Consider the following 18834-nt stretch of genomic DNA (forward strand, 5'->3'; position numbering starts at 1 on the left):
TGGTGGCTACGCCCTGATTCGAACAGGGGACCCCATCATTATGAGTGATGTGCTCTAACCAGCTGAGCTACGTAGCCTTATCAACACGTTGCCCGGCCATGGCCGGGCAACGGAGACAGATTATGCACGCGGGCACGCGCCAAGGCAAGCCTATGCGTCCGCTCACGCCTCGATATCAAGCGCCTGCTTGACCGCTGGCAGGGCTGGCTCACCCTCCAGGGTAGTCACGCCGTCCAGCCAGGTCTCGAGGACCTCGGGATTAGCCTGAAGATAGTCACGTGCCGCGTCGCGTGGGTCGGCGCCGTCGTCCATGATCGTCGCCATCAGCTGGTTTTCCATCTCAAGGGTGAATTCGAGATTCTCGAGCAAGGTGCCAACGTTACCGCACTCCTCGACATAGCCGCCGCGGGTGTTGGTATACACAGTCGCACCGCCCAGATCGGGGCCGAAATAGTCGCCGGCACCTTCAAGGTAGGCCATGTCAAAGTTGGTGTTCATGGGGTGTGGTTCCCAACCAAGAAACACCATCCATTTCTCGCGCGGCACCCGCGCGCTCAACTCGGCGAGCATGCCCGCCTCGCTGGAGTCGACCAGGTCCCAATCGCCGAGGTCGAAGGCATCGTCGTCGATCATCTGCTGAATCAGCTCGTTGCCGTCGTTGCCGGCCTCGATGCCATGCAACCGGCTTTCGAACTGCTCGGCATGCTCGACGAGATCCTCGACCGAGGTGACACCAGCATCGTGGACATACTGCGGAACCGCCAGGGTGTACTTGGCACCCTCGAGATTGGCACCCAGGCGGTCGACATCACCCTCTTCGACGTAGGGATCACTGATCGATGCCATTGAGGGCATCCAGTTGCCCAGGAAGACATCGAAGTCGTCATTTTTCATGCCTTGGTAGGCGATGGGCACCGAAACCGTATCGATGCGCGTCTCGTAGCCCATGGCCTCGAGAACCTCGGTCGCCAGGGCTGTCGTGGCCGTGATGTCGGTCCAGCCGACTTCGGCGAAGCGCACGGTTTCGCATTGCTCCGGCACGTCAGCCATCAACGGCGTTGCCACAAGTCCCAAGGCCACAGCGCTCAGGGCAAGGCTCATCTGACGTTGCATGGTTGTCTTGTTCATCTGGATTCCCCTCGAATGGATCATCGTCTCAAGTAGCTCAAAACGTCATTGCGGCGTCACGATCGACACCGACCAGCCATCGCACTACAGGCAGTTTTTATTGATTGAACGTTCAATAAAGAAATGGCAAGCTGACCTTATGGTAACCATGCCAGTGGGTGTGGTGGCAAGACGAATACCTAACGAAGGAGCCTGCAGGGTGCCCAAGGTTGGAATGGAACCCATCCGTCGTCAGCAGCTGATCAGGGCGACCATGATGTCCATCGATGAAGTCGGGCTGGCCGATACCACGGTGATGCGCATCGCCCGCCATGCCGGTGTCTCTGCCGGCATCATCGGTCATTATTTCGGCGGCAAGGATGGCCTGCTCGAAGCGACGATGCGCCAGATCCTTCACGATCTGGGTGAGGCCGTGGCCGCCAGGCGACGGTCGCTGGAGGCCCCCAGCCCCCGCGCGCATCTGGGGGCCATCATCGACGGCAACTTCGATCGCAGCCAGGTCACCGGGCCAGTGGCCAAGACTTGGCTGGCATTCTGGGCCAGCAGCATGCACGCGCCACGGCTCCAGCGACTGCAGCAGGTGAACGATCGGCGTCTGTATTCAAACCTGAGCAACCAGTTCTGCCGCCTGATGCCACGCGACCAAGCCCGCCAGGCGGCGCGTGGTCTTGCGGCGATGATCGATGGCCTCTGGCTGCGCGGCGCCCTGACCCCCGAGGGCCTGGATGCCACGCAGGCACGATTTCTGGCCCATGCCACACTGGATAAGCTGCTTGATGGCAACCAAACCACGCCAAATTTCTGAAGGAGGCCTCAATGGCAACTCTAGACCTACAGACCCTTTTCATCGACGGATGCCGGATAGCTGCCAGCTCCGGCGAGACCTTCGCCATCACCAACCCTTTTGACGGCAGCCATCTCGCCACCGTGCAGCAAGCTGCCGAAGCCGATGTCGACGACGCCGTCGCCGCGGCACGCCGCGGTCAGCGCCACTGGGCGGCCATGACCGGCATGCAGCGGGGTCGCATCCTCAACCGTGCCGTGGCGCTCCTGAGAGAGCGCAACGATGAGCTCGCCGAGCTCGAAACCCGCAATACCGGCAAGCCGATCAGCGAGACCGCGGCGGTCGACATCGTCACCGGCGCCGATGCGCTGGAGTACTACGCCGGCCTGGCACCGGCCATCGAGGGCACCCAGATCCCGCTGCGTGAGGACTCCTTCGTCTACACTCGCCGCGAGCCGCTCGGCGTGGTCGGGGCCATTGGCGCCTGGAACTACCCCTTCCAGATCGCTTGCTGGAAGGCTGCCCCGGCGCTGGCGGCCGGCAACGCCGTGGTCTTCAAGCCCAGCGAAGTCACCCCCCTCACCGCCATGGTGCTGGCCGAGATCTTCACCGAGGCCGGTCTGCCCGATGGCGTCTTCAATGTCGTGCACGGCGACGGCCGTGTCGGCCAGATGCTCACCGAGCATCCGGGCATCGACAAGGTCACGTTCACAGGCGAGGTGGGGACCGGCAAGAAGGTCATGGCCGCCGCCGGTGGTTCGACCCTCAAGGACGTGACCATGGAGCTTGGCGGCAAGTCGCCGCTGATCGTCTACGCCGATGCCGACCTCGACCGTGCCGCGGATGCCGCCATGATGGCCAACTTCTATTCGAGTGGGCAGATCTGTACCAACGGCACACGGGTCTTCGTGGAACGCTCCGTGAAGGACGCCTTCGAAGCACGAATCAGCGAGCGTGTAGCACGCATCAGGGCCGGCGACCCGAACGACCCCAGCGTCAACTTCGGCCCGCTGGTCAGCTTCGAGCACCAGGCCAAGGTGCTCGGCTACATCACGCTGGGCAAGCAGGAAGGCGCCCGGGTGCTGGTCGGTGGCGAGGCCTGGGATCAGGGCGACTTCGCGAAAGGGGCCTGGGCGGCACCCACGGTGTTCACCGATTGCACCGACGACATGCGAATCGTGCGCGAGGAGATCTTCGGCCCGGTGATGACGCTTCTTGCCTTCGACGAGGAAGCCGAGGTGATCAAGCGCGCCAACGACACGCATTACGGCTTGGCCGCCGGGGTCTTCACCGAGAGCCTGAATCGCGCCCACCGCACCATTCACCAGCTGGAGGCCGGCATCTGCTGGGTCAACACCTGGGGGGAGTCACCGGCCGAAATGCCGGTGGGCGGCGTCAAGCAGTCCGGCGTAGGCCGCGAGAACGGCGTCGAGACTCTGGCCCACTATACCCAGACCAAGTCGGTGCAGATCGAGATGGGCCCCTTCGAGTCGGTGTTCTAAGGAGACCCCCTGCCCCCAATGGCACGCCGGCGAGACAGGCAACGCAACGGCGCCTGGCCTGAGCGGCGAGTTCCGCCGGACTTATCGGAACCGAACCTCCACGCCCCGCGTCGGCTGACTGCCGACGCGGGGCGTTTGCGTTGAGACGGAATCAATATCCTGCATGGTCAATTGCAGAACAATGGGCTAATCTGCAAGAATTCAAACAACCGTTCGAAACCAACTATCCGAAACCAACTGTACCAAACGCCTCGTTCGAACGTGTCATGATTCAACTTCATTACGAAGGAGACCTTCGATGCTCACCTTGATCCTGTTCCTACTCGCGGTGGCCGGCCTGCTGGCGGTCATGCGGCGTGAAGCCGGCGCCTTGCCCGCGATCGGCGTTTTGGCCGTTCTCGGCCTGATCGGTCTGATCACCGGCGCACCGGTATCCGGCGCTATCCTGCTGCTCGGCGCCGTTGCCATCGCCGCCGCAGGCCTGCCGGCGCTGCGCCGCCGCTGGCTGTCGCCACGGCTGTTCGCCACCTTCAAGAAGGTCGCCCCCAAGGTATCGGATACCGAACGCACGGCACTCGAGGCCGGCACCGTCGCCTGGGACGGTGAACTGTTCTCCGGACGCCCGGCATGGGATCGGCTGCTTGGCGTCGAAGACGAGGGGCTCTCGAGGGAAGAACAGGCCTTCCTCGACACCCAGTGCAGCGTCGCCGCCGGCATGTGCAACGCCTGGGAAATCGCCAAGGAGCGGGCGGACCTGCCCCAGGAGCTTTGGGACTTCCTGAAGCGCGAAGGCTTCTTCGGCATGATCATTCCCAAGCAGTATGGCGGCCTGGGCTTTTCCGCCAAGGCCCAGTCGCTGGTGCTGCAGAAACTCTCGGTCAGCGAGACACTGATGGTTACCGTCGGTGTGCCCAACTCGCTGGGACCGGGCGAACTGCTGCTCAAGTACGGCACACAAGCGCAGAAGGACCACTATCTGCCCCGTCTGGCCGATGGCCGCGAGATTCCCTGCTTCGGCCTCACCGGTCCGCGCGCCGGCAGTGACGCCACCTCGCTGCCCGATACCGGCGTGGTCTGCCGGCAGATGATCGATGGCGAGGAAGTACTGGGCCTCAGGCTGAATTTCGAGAAGCGCTGGATCACCCTGGCTCCCATCGCCACCGTGGTCGGGCTGGCCTTCCGTCTCTTCGATCCCGAGCACTTGCTTGGCGACGAGGAGGACCGCGGCATCACCTTGGCGCTGATTCCGCGTGACACCCAGGGTATGGAGATTGGGCGCCGCCATCACCCCATCGGCAGCCCGTTCCTCAACGGTCCGATCAAGGGCAGGGATGTCTTCGTGCCGCTCGACACCATCATCGGCGGCAACGAGATGATCGGCCAGGGCTGGCGCATGCTGGTCGAGTGCCTCTCCGTCGGCCGCTGTATCACCTTACCCTCCGGCGCCACCGGCACCGCTCGCTACGCCGTTGGATGGAGCGGCGGCTTCGCGCGTATCCGTCGCCAGTTCAACGTCCCCGTAGCGGAAATGGAAGGCGTGCAGGAGCCCTTGGCACGCATGAGCGCCCTGGCGTACATCGCCCGCTCTGCGGTCTACCAGACCGCCAACACCATCGATCATGGCGAGAAGCCGGCGGTGCCCTCGGCAATTCTCAAGAGCCAGCTCACCGAATTCCAGCGGCTGATCCTGAGCGATGCCATGGATATCCACGGCGGCAAGGCCGTCACCCTGGGGCCGCGCAATTACCTGGGCATCGGCTATAGCGCCAACCCGGTGGCGATCACCGTGGAAGGCGCCAACATCATGACTCGCAACCTGATGATCTTCGGCCAGGGCGCCATTCGCTGCCATCCCTACGTGCTCGAGGAACTGGCCGCCAAGGACGCCGACAATCTCGAGGCCTTTGACCACGCCTTCTTCGCCCATGCCGGCCTGGTCTTAGGCAATGCCGCCCGCGCCCTCACCCAGGGGCTGGGCCTGGGCAGGCCAAGCACGCCCTTCGACACCACTGCTGCGCCTTACGCCCGGGACGTCGCCAGGCTCTCTGCCGGCTTCGGCCTCTGCGCCGATGCCGCCATGGCAAGTCTCGGCTCTTCCCTCAAGCAGCGCGAGATGCTCTCGGCGCGCCTGGGCGATGTGCTCTCCAATCTCTATCTGGCATCGATGACCCTCAAGGGCTGGCATGAGGGCGACAAGGTCGAGGGCGAGGCAGCGCTGTTACATTACGGCTGTACCTACCTGCTGGAGCGCGCCGAGCAAGCCTTCGATGAAGTCTTCGACAACCTGCCCAACCGAGCCCTGGGCCGTCTGCTACGTGTCCTGGTGATGCCTGCCGGCCGACGCTGGAAGCGCCCCCACGACGATCTGGCCCGCGAGATCGCCCAGGCCGTGTCACGTGATACCGTTCTGCGTCGCTACCTCCTGGAGGGTACCTGGCAGCAAAATGATGGCACGCGTGACAATCCACTAGCGCATTACAATGCCCTTCTCGCCACCCAGGAGCGCGCCGAAGCCCTTTACCGTACCGTCAACAAGGCCCATGCCAAGGGCGCCATACCGGCACAGGCCCTGCACCCCGAGCAGCGCGTGGAAGCCGCGCTGGCCGCGGGCCTGATCAGCGAGGACGACGCCATCTTCATGCGCGAGCGCGAAGCCGAAGTACTGGAGCTGCTCAGCGTTGATGACTTCGACTACGACGAGTTCGCCACCGACAAGGCCAACATCCTGCGCCACAATGCAGCATGATCCCGGCTGCCTGACCGTGTTTCGCCAGCCCAAAGCGCCCAGGCAATGCCTGGGCGCTTTGCTGTTCACCATCTCAAGAAGCACGGCCAGGAAGCCACCTCAGAGCGGCCAGACCAACAGAATCATCGGGACGGCAACAACCAGCACGACTAGCGACAGGGGCAGGCCGAGCTTCCAGTAATCCCCGAAGCGGTAGCCGCCCGGGCCCATTACCAGCGTATTGGACTGATGGCCGATGGGCGTGAGAAAGGCACAGGAGGCGCTGACGGCGACGGCCATCAGGAAGGGGTCCGGTGAAGCATTGAACCCGCTGGCCAGGCTGGCGGCAATCGGCGCCATCAACAACGCCGCCGCGGCATTATTGATCACGTTGGAAAGCAGCATCGAAAGAATAAAGAGCCCGGCGAGCGTCATCATCACCGGCCAATCACTGCCCAGTGCCAGCATCGCGTCGGCGATAAGCGCCGCCCCACCGCTGGTTTCAAGCGCCTTGCCGACCGGCAGCATGGCTCCCAGCAGAACGATTACCGGCCCGTCGATGGCCTGATAACCCTCGCGAAGTGGCAGCACCCCCACCAACAGAGACACCAGAGCCGCCGTGGCAAGCGCCACGGCGGCTGGCAGCAGGTCAAGCAGCATGACTAGAATGGCGATGGCGAAGATACCGATCGAGACCATCAGCAGGCGCGGGTGGCCAAGGCTCAGGTTCCGGTTGGCCAGTGGCAGGCAGCCCAGGGTGGCCAGGCTCTCGGAAATGTCGCTGACCCCGCCCTGCAGCAACAGCACATCGCCAGCGCGAAAGCGGATATCGTGGAGACGCTGCTTGAGACGGCCCCCATCGCGCGCCACTGCCACCAGATGCAGGCCGAACTGGTTGTGAAGGCGCAGCTGGCTGATGGTCCGGTTGATCATCATGGAGTCGTTGCGTACCACGCCTTCGATCAGCTGTAGCTCCTCGGTATCGACGATCTTGTTGCGTGGCTCCTGTGCGTCGCCTTCATCATCGGCCGGCTTCCCGACGTCGTTCACCTCGTCATCTTCGTCCGACTTGGCACTGAGCAGGAGTCCCGTCTTGTCCTCGAGCTGCTTCATCTCTTCGGGACCGGCTTCCACCAGCAGCACATCGCCCTCGCGCAGGCTACCGTGAAAGGCATGTCCCGCGCGTTGCCGACCATCGCGTACCACGGCCAGCACCGGAATGGTTTCCTCCAGCGCCGCATGCAGGTCAGGCAGCGTCCAGCCCACCGCTTTAGCGTCCTTGCCGACCTGCACCTCGAAAAGATAGCTCGCCGTATCGAACATCTCTTCCCGGGAGGCCTTGCCGGCGCGTTGTGGCGTCAACCGCCACCCGAACAGCAGGATAAAAGCCAGGCCGACACCAGCGACCACCGCCCCCACCGGCGAGAAGGAAAACATCTCGAACGCCTCCCCGGTGACCGATTCGCGATAGGTGGCGATGATGATGTTGGGCGGGGTGCCGATCAGCGTGGTCAAGCCGCCGAGCAACGACCCGAAGGCCAGCGGCATCAGCAGCAGCGAGGGCGAGGCGTCATGCTCCCTGGCCATACGCATCGCCACGGGCAGCAGCAGCGCCAGGGCGCCGACATTGTTCATGATCCCCGACAGCACTGCGACGGTGCCGGTGAGTACCAGCAATTGCAGAAGGAGACGGTCGCCCGCCTTGAGCACCTGTTCGGCGATCATGTCGACCACGCCGGAGCGTTCGAAACCACGACTCAACACCAGCACCGCCGCCACCGTGATCACCGCCGGATGGCCAAACCCCATGAAGGCCTCATCGGCCGGCACCAGCCCCAGCATGACGCCTCCCAGTAGCGCAGAGAGCGCCACCAGGTCGAAGCGGAAGCGCCCCCAGACGAAGGCGGCCAGTGTCAGCCCCAGAAGAATGAAGACCAGTGCGCTGTCCGACAGGAACGGCCAGTTAGCCGACATGCTTCACAAGCGTCCCAACGCATCGCGTACGGCGTGGTCGAGCTTGTCGGTAAGCTCGTCCAGATGAGACTCTTCGAGGATGAAGGGCGGCGCCAGCAGGATATGATCGCCGGTCCGTCCATCGAGTGTCCCTCCCATGGGGTAGCACATCAGGCCATGCTCCATGGCGGCTTTCTTGATCCTCGCATGAAGCTTGCGTTCGGGATCGAAGGGCTGCTTCCTGTCGCGATCCTCGACCAGTTCGATACCCCGGAACATGCCTCGCCCTCGAATGTCGCCGATATGCGGGTGTGAACCGAAGCGCTCGACCAGACGCTCGTGCAGTCCGTCTCCCAGGCGCGTCACCTGCGGCAAGAGTTGGCGCGCCTCGATGGCGTGCTGCACGGCCAGGGCCGCGGCACAGGCCGTCGCATGGCCGATATAGGTATGGCCGTGCTGGAAGAACCCCGAACCATTGGCAATAGCGTCATGGATTCGACGGCTGACCAGGGTGGCGCCGATCGGCTGATAGCCGGCACCGAGCCCCTTGGCAACGGTGATCAGGTCCGCCGTCACGCCTTCCTGCTCGGCGGCGAAGAGCGTACCGGTGCGACCCATGCCACACATCACCTCATCGAGGATCAGCAGGACGCCGTGACGATCACAGACCTCGCGCACCCGAGTAAAATAACCTGGAACCGCCGTCACCGCACCCAGGGTCGCCCCGACCACCGGCTCGGCCACGAAGGCCATCACGTTCTCCGGCCCCAGGCGCTGGATCTCCTCCTCGAGCTCAGCGGCCAGGCGAATGGCGTACCCTTCCAGGGTTTCGCCCGGTCGCAGGCCGCGATAGGCATAGCAGGGGCTGACATGACTGACATTGATCAGCAGGGGTTCGAACTGGCGACGCCGCCATTCATTGCCGCCCGTGGCCAAGGCGCCAAGAGTATTGCCGTGATAGCTTTGACGCCGGGCGATCAGGTGCTTGCGCTCGGGCTGGCCGATCTCGATGAAGTACTGGCGGGCGAGTTTCAGCGCCGCCTCGATCGCCTCCGACCCTCCCGAGACGAAATACACCGACTCCAGCCCCTCGGGCGCGCGCGCGACGAGATGGTCGGCGAGGGCCTCCATCGGCTCGGTGGTAAAAAAGGACGTGTGCGCATAAGCCAGCTGACCTACCTGATGGCGAATAGCTTCAATGACGTCGGCATCGCTGTGGCCAAGGCAGGATACCGCGGCACCGCCACTGGCATCCAGGTAGCGTTTGTCGTGGCTGTCAATCAGGTAGGGCCCTTGCCCCTTGACGGCCATCGGATAGCGTTGCGTCAGGTTGCGGTGGAATACGTGGCTCATGACACTCTCCCGAACTGTTCACTTCCATGCGCGTTGTTCTTTCCCATGATAGTGGCTTGCCAATGGCGGGAAATAAACCCGCCATCGTGAGCCACGCATACCACCTTCCTTGAATGAGAGCCGAGGGATCAGGGCAAGAGGATGGTGGACCCGGTCGTCTTTCTGCCCTGCACGGCATCCTGTGCCTTGCCCGCCTCCGCTAGCGGGTAGCGCTGGGCGATGTCGATCGTTACCTTGCCGCTCTCCAGCATGGCGAAGAGGTCGTTGGCCATCATTTCCAGGCGCTCGCGAGTATCGGCATAGCCGTTGAGGCTCGGGCGGGTGGCGAAGAGCGAGCCCTTCTGGTTCAGGATACCGATATTGACGCCGTCCACCGGCCCCGAGGCATTGCCGAAACTGACCATCAACGCGCGGGGTTTCAGGCAGTCCAGGGAGAGCTCCCAGGTATCCTTACCCACCGAGTCATAGACCACGTCGCACATCTCGCCATTCGTCAACTCGCGCACCCGCTCGGCCACGTCCTCGCGAGTGTAGTCGATGGTCGCCCAGGCGCCATTCCTCTCGGCGAGGGCCGCCTTCTCGGGCGAGCTCACGGTACCGATCAGCTTCACGCCCAGCGACTTGGCCCATTGGCAGGCGATCGAACCCACACCCCCGGCGGCGGCGTGAAAGAGAATCGTCTCGCCACCTTTCAGCGGACAGGTCAGACGCAGCAGGTAATGCACGGTCAGGCCCTTGAGCAGACAGGCAGCGGCGGTCTCGAAATCGACGGCAACCGGCAGCACCACGGCCTTGTCGGCGGGCGGGTTATGAAATTCGGCGTAGGCGCCCAGCGGGCCCTGCGCGTAGGCAACGCGGTCCCCCGTCTTGAGGTGCGTGACGCCCTCGCCCACCGCATCCACCACGCCGGCTCCCTCGGTCCCCAGTCCAGAAGGTAGCGAGGGGGCGGGATACAGGCCGGTGCGGAAATAGATGTCGATGAAGTTCAGACCGATCGCCTCGTTCTTCACCCGGACCTCGCCAGGGCCGGGCTCGGAGGGCGCGACGTCGACGAGTTCGAGAACCTCGGACCCACCGGTGCGGGCGAATTGAATGCGTTTGGCCATGAAGCGCTTCCTTGGATAGTTAACGGGAGATCATGCGCTATCCAAACGCTGAACGCCCCGGCGGTCAAGTGAGGGTGTCGGGGAACGCTTCCAGGCCATCGACAAAGCGACGCTTTTCGTTCTCGAACATCCTGGGATCATGCTTGAAGTGGCGTAGCACGACATCGTCATCGACCCGCAAGGTCGCGGTGAGCTCATCAAGACGTTCGGCGGGATGGCGAGATGCCACGCCGATACGCTCGCCGTCACCTCCAGTCAGCCAGCGGGTGATGCCACAGCGGCGATAGAATGCCTCCTGCTCGGCATCGGCGGCGCTCACTCGCAGCGGCGCCTTGAGCGCCAGCTCGCCGATCAGCCGACAGCGGGGCTCGTCGTTCTCGGTAAGGCTGCAGGCCAGGGTCAGCGTCATGCCCTCGCCGGTCTCATCCAACACCAGCAAGGCCAGCGCCAGCGGTGTTCCCTCGGCGTTCACCAGTGCCAGCAGGCGCGCGGCCTGTTCGACAAACAGCACCCGACGGGTGCCGGCAAATGTCACCAGCGGCGCCAACCCCGCCGCCTGGCCGTAATGTTCGGCACACAACCGTGCCAGGCAAGCATCGCGGTTGGCCTCGTCGGTGACATGCAATACGTTCATTGCGCTATCCTTTGATCTCGTTATGATCACGTTCGGCGCGAAGCCTAGCATAACCTCATCTCGCTGGCGTGGCGGCCACGTTGTCCACGGGTGAGGAGACAGCGCCTTTGCGACATTCATACGTTTGTCATTTTTCAGACACAAACTCGACCCTTGTCTATCGCACCTTAATTCGCAAGTTATCCGCACCGAGGGAACCGCTTGTATGCCGCACGCCACGACCGCCAACGCCCTGCCGCGTACCATTGCCCACCGCGGCCTTTCGGCCCGGGCACCGGAGAACACCCTGACCGCCGTTCGTGGGGCCAAGCGGGCCGGCTGCGATTGGGTCGAGCTCGATGTACAGTTGCTCGGCGACGGTACGCCGGTGATCTGGCATGACAACGGCGTCAGGCGCTGCTCCAATTCCCGCGGCAAGCTGGCGAAGCTGACGCGGGACAGGGCAAGCGCCCTGGACGTCGGCAGCTGGTTCCACAAGGACTACGCCGGCGAGCCCATGGCCACGCTGGAAGAAATGCTGGCGCTGATCGACTCGCTCGGCATGGGGCTCAACCTGGAGCTCAAGGTCAACCGGGGCCGCAGCGGCCAGGCGCTGGTCGACACCGCCCTGCCCATGGCGCTGCGGGCGTTGCCGGCCGAGCAACTGGTGGTGTCGTGCTTCGATGCCCCGACCCTTTCGGCCGCGCGTGCCGTCCAGCGCGATGCCGAACTGCTGCGCATCGGCCTGCTCTACGACAAGCTCCCAGCCGACTGGCGAAAAGCGGCCGAAAGGCTCGACGCCTTCAGCCTGCATCTCAACTGGCGCAAGCTGAAGAAGAAGGATGCCCGCGCCATCAAGGATGCCGGCTACGCCCTGTTCTGTTACACCCCCAACGATCCGATCGCGTTCCACCCGCTCTGGGGCTGGGGCGTGGATGGCGTGATCAGCGACGATCCCGCGCTGTTTACCGAGTACCTGCCTGACCAAAACGCCGACGCCTGATCCACGGCAGGCGGCGTCAGTCGAGCAGCGCCGTAAGGGCCGCCATGTCCAGGTGCGCCTCCACGCAATCGGCCAGGCGGTCCAGCTCACGCTGGCGATGCTCACCGTAGTCCACTGCCTCAGCGCCAGGCTGCGCCAATCCCAAGCGACTAAGAAGCGCCCGGCACGCCAAGGGCCAGTCGAGCCCCGGCTGCAACAGCGCCATATCGCCGCGACCATCGTGCTCTTGCCGGCATCCGAGGTCGTGCCCTGAATCATCAGTGTGGCCATGACCCAGGGCACGCGCCAGCATGCTGAAGCTGGAGCTGCTCTTGCCCTTACCGGGACCGGTGAGCACCAGCAGCATGCCCTGCTCCTTCTGGGCGTGATCGATACGCGACCGCATGATCTTCTGCTTGTGCGCCATGCGCCGCGCATGGCGTTCGGAGTCTCTGGCGTTGTCTCGCATGATACGTCTCCCGTTCAGGGGTCAGGGCCAGAGCGACTCGCGCCTCACCGCGTAGATAGTTGGTGAGAAAGAGTTGGAAAACAGACCTTATCTCATGGGGACGAAAACCGGCGCGCCATCGATCTCGGCGGTCGCCAGGCGTTGGTCATAGAGCCGTTCCAGGACACTCGGCACCAGCATGTCGCTTGCCGGCCCCCAGCAGGCCTCGCCATCGGGATAGAGCAGCAATAGGTGGTCGCACCAGCGCGCGGCCAGGTTGAGGTCGTGCAGGCACATCAACACCACCTTGCCTGCGGCCGCCTGCTCGCCCAGCAGCGTCATGACCGACGTCTGGTGGTGGAGGTCGAGATGGTTGGTGGGCTCGTCGGCCAGCCATAGCTGTGGCGACTGCGTGAGTACGGTGGCGATGGCGACGCGCTGGCGTTCGCCCCCCGACAGCGTATTGACCAGGCGGTTTTTCAAATGCGCGACGTCCAGCCGCTCGAGCGCTGCCACGGCGAGGCGCACGTCATCGCCCCCCTCCATCTGCCAGGCCGACAGGTAGGGATGGCGACCGATCAAGGCGGTTTCCAGCACCGTCGCGGGAAAGCCGTCCTGGCGCTCCTGGAAGATCAGCCCCAGCTGGCGAGCGACCCGCCGCCGCCGCAGGCCCGCCAACGGCTGACCGTCCAGGTCCACCTCGCCGGCACGCGGGACCCGCAGCCCGGCCAGGGTTTGCAACAAGGTGGTCTTGCCGGCGCCGTTGGGGCCCAGCACCCCCCACACCTGCCCCGGCGCCAGGCAAAGATCCAGCGCTCTGCCGTCCGCTCGTCCGGGCACATCGATCACCAGGCCGCGCGTCTCGAGTCGGCTCATCAGCGGCTCCGGTACAGCAGGTAGAGGAAGGTCGGCACGCCGATCAGCGCGGTGATCACGCCCACTGGCAACTGCTCGGGGGCGATCACGGTACGCGCCAGGGTATCAGCCAGCACCAGCAGGGTGCCCCCCGCCAGCGCGCAGGCGGGCAGGATCAGGCGCTGGTCGTTGCCCAGCACCAGGCGCAGCATGTGGGGCACCACCAGCCCGACGAAACCGATGCTCCCCGCCGTGGTGACCGCCATCGCGGTCAGCAGGCTGGCGGTGACATAGATCGTCCACTCCAGCGGGCGAACCGCGACCCCCAGCGCCGCCGCCTGCATCGGCCCGCGGGCCAGCACGTTCAGGCTGCGCCCCAGCGGAAAGCCCAGCAGGCAGACCAGCGCCAGCACCAGCAGCGAGGGCATGGGCGTGCGGGCATAGGCGAGATCCCCCATCAGCCAGTACAGCATGCCCGGCAGGCGCTCGGCGGGGCTGAGCGCCAGCATCAGGGTGACGACCGCGCCCCAGCCCGCGGCGACCACCACGCCCGTCAATAGCAGGCGCGAGGGCGTCCAGCTGCCGGTGCCGTGGGCGAGGCCGAATACCAGCAGCGTGGAGAGCAGCGCGCCGGCGAAGGCCGAACCGGAGATCACCATGCCGCCGAGCCCCGCTAGCATCGCCGCCAGCGCGCCGACCGCCGCGCCGCCGGACAGGCCCAGCACGTAAGGGTCGGCGAGCGGATTGCGCAGCAGCACCTGCATGAGGGCACCGGCGACCGCCAGCAGCCCGCCGGTGGCGAAGGCGGACAACGAACGCGGCAAGCGCAGCTCGAGAATCAGGGTGCGCGACAGGGCATCGCCGCCGCCGCTCAGTACCGCCCATAGCTCGCCAAGCGCCAGGTTGGCGCTGCCAACGCTGGCCGACAGTCCCATCGCCGCGAGCGAGGCGGCCAGCAGCAGCGCCAGGGGCAGGGTCAAGCGACGCATGATGCCTCGCGATCAGCGCCGGGCACGGGCCACCTCCAGTTTCTCGCAGAGTATTTGGCTGCCGTCGAGCAAGCGCGGGGTGGGTCGCTGGATCAGCGACGGCGGCACGAAGAACAGGTTGTCGCGGTCGACCGCGGTGAGGCCGGGATACTGAGACCAGTGGTCAAGCCAATCGCGATTCTCTTCGCCCATGCCACCGGCAATTATGGCCTCGGGGTCGGCGTCCAGCACCGACTCGTCGTCGATGCGCGGGACCAGTCGCGACTGTTCACCAAAGACGTTGTGTCCCCCGCACAGCTTGATGACCTTGCCGATCAGGTGGGCGTCATTGACGGTCATCAGCGGCTCGTCCCAGACTTGGTAGAAGATGCTCACCGCCTCGGCATCGGCATGGCGTGCCGCCAGTTCGGCGATGCCATCGCGGAAGGCCCGGGCCGCCCTGTCGCCCTCCTCCCGGGTGTCCGCCAGCCGCGCCAGGCGCTCGATGGCGGTCGACACCCCCTCGAAGTCGCGCGGTTCGATGTAGAACACCGGCATGCCCAGCGCCTCGATGGTCTCCAGTTGCTCGGCGGGATTGCCGGTCACCCAGCCGATCACCAGGTCCGGCTGCAACGACACCAGGGTTTCCAGGTCGACCCGAGTGTGGCTGCCCACCGAGGCGACCTCCTTCGCCTCGGGCGGATAGTTGCTGTAGGAGACCACCGCTACCACCCCGTCCCCGGCCCCGGCGGCATAGGTCAGTTCGGTGGCCCCGGGCGAGAGGGTGGCGATGCGCGACGCCGGTTCCTCCAGGCAGACCTTGCGCTGGCGGTCGTCGACAGCGCAGGTCTCGCCCCACGCCGGCAGGGCGAGCCAGGCCGACAGCCACACCAGGCCGGTCAATAGCCCCCTTGAGAGTCGGATAACCATCACTGGCCGAAGTGCACGCTGACGAAGGCGGCACGCCCGGTGTTGATGAAGTCGAAGGGAGTACTCGCGAAGGTCACGGGGTCGAACTCGGTCCCCTGGGCGGTGGCATACTCCTTGTCCGTCACGTTCTCCACGATGGCGCGCAGCGACCACATCGGTGCGAACTGCCAGCCGGCGCGCAGATTGACGATCCCGTAGCCGGGCAATCGCTGCTGGTTGGCGCTATCGTTGTAGCGATGGTTCTGGGCGATCCAGGAAGCGCCCAGCGACCAATCCCCCAGCTCGCGATCGACATCCAGGCGCAGGCTCTGGGTGGCACGGCGCGCCAGCTGGTTACCGGTTCTGTGGTCTTCCGGGTCGGTATAGGTCAGCGCCGCCTGAAGGGTCCAGTCGTCGATCTCGGCACCGGCGGCGAGCTCGGCGCCGCGAATCCTGGCCTCGTTGACATTGACCGGTCGGAAGCTGGCATCCGGCGCGATCAGGTCATCCACTTCTGTCTGGTAGGCGGCAAGATCCCAGAACCAGGCGCTGTACTGGCCCCGGATCCCCAATTCAAAGGTGTCGGAGGTCTCGGCATCCAGATCGGGGTTGCTCGAGCCGGCGAAGGGGAAATAGAGCTCGTTGAAGGTGGGCGCACGGAAGGCCGTTCCGTAGCTGGCCCTGAGGGTATGGTGGTCATCCAGGTCGTAACCCAGCGCCAGGCTGCCGGTCAGCTCCTCGCCGAACGCCTCGTTGTCATCATGGCGCAGGCTCAGCTGGGTGGTCAGCGGCTGGAAATCCAGAAGCCCCTGGGCGAACACTGCGCGGTTGTAGCGGCTCTCCTCGTCGAAGCGCAGACCCGAGGTCTGGCTGTCGCCAAGGTCGTCTTCGCTGTACTCGGCCCCGAGCACCAATTCATGCTGGCCGAGCGCCAGGGTGTTCTTCCACTGGGCAGTCCATGTCCGGTTCTCGAACAGCGAAGTATAGGTCGGCGCCACCGTATCGCGCTCGTCGCGCGCTTCACTGAGGGTGACGCGACTCGCCCAGGTATCCGTCACGGGGGTTTGCGCATAAACCGCGGCCACCTGCTGTACGAAGTCGTCCTCGGCAGGCCCGGACGCATCGAATTCCGTGCTGCCGTGACCGCGTAACGCCAGCATGCCGACCTCGCCCCCACCATCGAAGGCATGCGAAAGCCTCACCAGGCCGGTAGTGTTGTCGAAACCCTTGTCGTCGCCACCGCGGCGCACCGGTTGGCCATCGGTATCGAAGCGACTCGCGGCGAAGTGGTAGCGGGTGCCGCCCTCTGCGCCTGAGAAGCTGGCGCTGTAGCGCCGGGAATCGAAGGAGCCGCCGCCGGCGGAAACACGCGGCTGGGGATCGCCCTCCCCTTCCGGGGTGAACAGCTGGACCACGCCACCCACCGCATCGGCACCATAGAGGCTGCCGCGGGGGCCCCGTACGATCTCGGCACGCTCGAACATCCGCGGGTCGAGGAATTCCCAGGCGGCGGCACCCGTGGTCGCAGAACGCAACCGAATGCCGTCGATGAGCAGTACGTTGGCATTGCTTCCGGTGCCGCGGATGAAGACGCTGCTCTGCTTGCCGAAGCTGCCCTGGGTGGTGACATCCACGCCCGGCTGGCCACGCAGCAGATCGGACAAACTGACAGGATCCTGACGGCGCAGCGTCGCCTCGTCGATGACGGTCACGGAGGCGAGGGTCTCGTCGGCCGTTTGCGGCACCAGCGACGCGGTGATCACCATGGGATTGAGATCGACGCTCTGGCCAGAGGTATCGGTCTGCGCCTGAACGGCCAACGGAAGTGTTGCCAGGCCGAAGGCGGCCAAGCCAGGAAGGGCGGAGGTTCTGGATTTCATGTGAGACCCTTGCACGCCGTACTCACCCGCACGGCAATATGGTTGCTGTCACCGGGACGGCAGCAGGGGATCGAGGAGGAGGAGGGACAAACAGCAGAATGACAACGGCGACGCCAGCCCTGCCTCGACGTCGCCCACCGCGAATCGGCATTGAACTCTCGGGCCGGTCTCCGGGCTGACGAGCGGAAACAGGACAGAGCCTGGCTTTCCGAACGGCTGCCTTCCCGTGCCTTGAGCACAGTGGCGTAGTAGCCGTCCTTGTCTCGATCACCGTTGCGGGGGCAGCGTCGGAATAGCCTGTAAAGGCGCACCGACTTCCCGTTTCACTGGCGGCAACCCGCCGCCAGCACCTGAGAGAGAACGTAACCTAGCAACCTACAGCCAAGCCGTCAACGAGGGTCAACACCATGCGTCACCGCCAAAACGCGACGCTGCCCACCACCCTCTGTCGTGGCGAATACCTCGTCCAGCCTGGCACTGACATGCGCTGGCTTCGCATCTATACTGTATGCATAACCAGAAAAGGAATTGTCATGACACAAACGCCCCCTAAAGGCGTGGCCCGCAAGGGCCGGGGCGCCACCTTCGATCCCCACAACCGCTTCGCGCCCAGCGTCAGCGAAGCGGTCGACGACGGCTGGTGGCAGGCGGAAGCCCCGGCCATGTTGGCCACCGAGGTGCGCGACGAAGCGAGCAAGAGCGCACTGTCGTGGAATCGCTCGCCGGACCTAGGCTTCGATCGCTCGCTGAATCCCTACCGCGGTTGTGAGCATGGTTGCATCTATTGTTTCGCTCGGCCCAGCCACGCCTATTGGGACCTGTCGCCGGGGCTCGATTTCGAAACACGCCTGATCGCGCGTACCGGCCTCGTCGAGCGCTTGACGGAAGAGCTCTGCAAGCCGGGCTATGTCTGCCGGCCCATCAACCTGTCCGGCAACACCGACTGTTACCAGCCGCTCGAGGCCAAGCGCCGCACCACCCGGGCGATACTCGAATTACTGTTGGCCTGCCGTCATCCGGTGACGCTGGTGACCAAGGGCGCGTTGATCCTGCGCGATCGCGACTTGCTCGCCGAGATGGCCGAGCGACGACTGGTAAGAGTCTTCATCAGCCTTACCAGCCTGGATGCCGAGCTCAAGCGCACTCTCGAACCGCGTACCGCCTCGCCTCAGGCAAGGCTTCGGGTCATGCGCGAGCTCAGCGCCGACGGCGTGCCGGTCGGGGCGCTGATCTCACCGCTGATTCCCGGCCTCAACGACCATGAACTGGAACGCCTGCTCGACGCCGCCCACCACGCCGGGGCGCGGACCGCCGCCTGGATGCTGCTGCGCCTGCCGCACGAGGTCGCGCCGCTATTCGAGGACTGGTTGCAGACGCACTACCCCGAGCGTGCCGGCAAGGTGATGAGCCTGATCCGGCAATGTCGGGGCGGTAAGGATTACGACGCCCGCTTCGGGCATCGCATGCGGGGTGAGGGTGTATTCGCCGAGCTGCTGGAACAGCGCTTTCAAAAGGCCAGCAAGCGATTGGGCATAAGCCAGCGCAGCGAGATGGGCCTGGACGTCAGCGCTTTTCGCCCCCCTCACGCCCAGGGCGATCTATTCAACTGACCGCCACGTGGACTCGAT

At 64.7% G+C, this 18834-nt stretch carries 14 protein-coding genes, 1 tRNA gene, 2 pseudogenes and 1 riboswitch; of the genes and pseudogenes, 5 read left to right on the top strand and 12 right to left on the bottom strand.

The genetic code is table 11. The features are described 5' to 3' along the window. Together KG088_RS15735 and KG088_RS15740 are read right to left on the bottom strand one after the other, a co-directional pair. Positions 1-77: transfer RNA gene (locus KG088_RS15735), tRNA-Met, on the bottom strand. 85 nt (positions 78-162) lie between these two features. Next, positions 163-1128 (bottom strand): choline ABC transporter substrate-binding protein, encoded by a 966-nt coding sequence (locus KG088_RS15740; RefSeq protein ID WP_406565615.1) that lies wholly within the window; start codon positions 1126-1128, stop codon positions 163-165. A 199-nt stretch (positions 1129-1327) separates the two neighbouring features. On the opposite strand from KG088_RS15740, the gene betI reads away from it, so the two are divergent. The 3 genes from betI to KG088_RS15755 all read left to right on the top strand — a co-directional run bounded on the left by betI (position 1328) and on the right by KG088_RS15755 (position 6160). Further along, entirely contained in the window at positions 1328-1933 is a 606-nt protein-coding gene (betI, locus tag KG088_RS15745; protein ID WP_213826954.1) for a transcriptional regulator BetI, read from the top strand. Positions 1934-1944: 11 nt separating this feature from the next. After that, positions 1945-3414, top strand: coding sequence for a betaine-aldehyde dehydrogenase (gene betB, locus KG088_RS15750; protein WP_213826956.1), 1470 nt, complete (start codon positions 1945-1947; stop codon positions 3412-3414). Between the two features lie 298 nt (positions 3415-3712). Beyond that, entirely contained in the window at positions 3713-6160 is a 2448-nt protein-coding gene (locus tag KG088_RS15755; RefSeq protein ID WP_213826957.1) for an acyl-CoA dehydrogenase, read from the top strand. A gap of 99 nt (positions 6161-6259) precedes the next feature. Here KG088_RS15755 and KG088_RS15760 read toward each other — a convergent pair whose 3' ends face one another. From KG088_RS15760 to KG088_RS15775, 4 genes are all read right to left on the bottom strand, one after another. After that, positions 6260-8113 carry an SLC13 family permease gene (locus KG088_RS15760; RefSeq protein ID WP_213826959.1) on the bottom strand — a complete coding sequence of 618 codons (1854 nt, stop codon included), beginning with the start codon at positions 8111-8113 and terminating at the stop codon, positions 6260-6262. 3 nt (positions 8114-8116) lie between these two features. Next, a complete protein-coding gene (locus KG088_RS15765; protein WP_213826962.1) occupies positions 8117-9445 on the bottom strand; it encodes an aspartate aminotransferase family protein in 1329 nt (442 codons plus the stop codon). A gap of 128 nt (positions 9446-9573) precedes the next feature. After that, complete coding sequence (locus tag KG088_RS15770; RefSeq protein ID WP_213826964.1) at positions 9574-10551, bottom strand: NADPH:quinone reductase; 978 nt, start codon at positions 10549-10551, stop codon at positions 9574-9576. A gap of 64 nt (positions 10552-10615) precedes the next feature. Continuing rightward, complete coding sequence (locus KG088_RS15775; protein ID WP_213826966.1) at positions 10616-11185, bottom strand: hypothetical protein; 570 nt, start codon at positions 11183-11185, stop codon at positions 10616-10618. A gap of 205 nt (positions 11186-11390) precedes the next feature. On the opposite strand from KG088_RS15775, the gene KG088_RS15780 reads away from it, so the two are divergent. Further along, positions 11391-12167, top strand: coding sequence for a glycerophosphoryl diester phosphodiesterase (locus KG088_RS15780; RefSeq protein ID WP_213826968.1), 777 nt, complete (start codon positions 11391-11393; stop codon positions 12165-12167). Positions 12168-12353: 186 nt separating this feature from the next. Here the strand turns inward: KG088_RS15780 and KG088_RS20065 are convergent. The 6 genes and pseudogenes from KG088_RS20065 to KG088_RS15805 form a co-directional block, all read right to left on the bottom strand. Beyond that, positions 12354-12437: pseudogene (locus KG088_RS20065) on the bottom strand (cobyric acid synthase); the annotation flags it as partial. After that, positions 12433-12615, bottom strand: a pseudogene (locus tag KG088_RS15785) (cob(I)yrinic acid a,c-diamide adenosyltransferase); the annotation flags it as partial. The pseudogenes KG088_RS20065 and KG088_RS15785, both read right to left, overlap by 5 nt. An 87-nt stretch (positions 12616-12702) precedes the next feature. Further along, the gene (locus KG088_RS15790) at positions 12703-13470 is read right to left on the bottom strand and encodes an ABC transporter ATP-binding protein (RefSeq protein WP_213826970.1); all 768 of its coding nucleotides are present in this window, start codon (positions 13468-13470) and stop codon (positions 12703-12705) included. Next, a complete protein-coding gene (locus KG088_RS15795; protein WP_213826972.1) occupies positions 13470-14438 on the bottom strand; it encodes a FecCD family ABC transporter permease in 969 nt (322 codons plus the stop codon). Before KG088_RS15795 ends, KG088_RS15790 begins: the two co-directional genes overlap by 1 nt. 12 nt (positions 14439-14450) lie before the next feature. After that, on the bottom strand, positions 14451-15347 hold the full coding sequence (locus tag KG088_RS15800; RefSeq protein WP_213826974.1) for a cobalamin-binding protein: 897 nt from the start codon (positions 15345-15347) through the stop codon (positions 14451-14453). Beyond that, positions 15347-17206: a TonB-dependent receptor domain-containing protein gene (locus tag KG088_RS15805; RefSeq protein ID WP_213826976.1), complete on the bottom strand. Its 1860-nt coding sequence runs from the start codon at positions 17204-17206 to the stop codon at positions 15347-15349. Before KG088_RS15805 ends, KG088_RS15800 begins: the two co-directional genes overlap by 1 nt. A gap of 144 nt (positions 17207-17350) precedes the next feature. Next, positions 17351-17575: riboswitch (cobalamin riboswitch) on the bottom strand. A 164-nt stretch (positions 17576-17739) separates the two neighbouring features. On the opposite strand from KG088_RS15805, the gene KG088_RS15810 reads away from it, so the two are divergent. After that, positions 17740-18816: a PA0069 family radical SAM protein gene (locus KG088_RS15810; protein ID WP_213826978.1), complete on the top strand. Its 1077-nt coding sequence runs from the start codon at positions 17740-17742 to the stop codon at positions 18814-18816. Positions 18817-18834: the final 18 nt, after the last annotated feature.

It is taken from the genome of Halomonas jincaotanensis (assembly GCF_018448785.1).
Taxonomy (GTDB): domain Bacteria; phylum Pseudomonadota; class Gammaproteobacteria; order Pseudomonadales; family Halomonadaceae; genus Halomonas; species Halomonas jincaotanensis.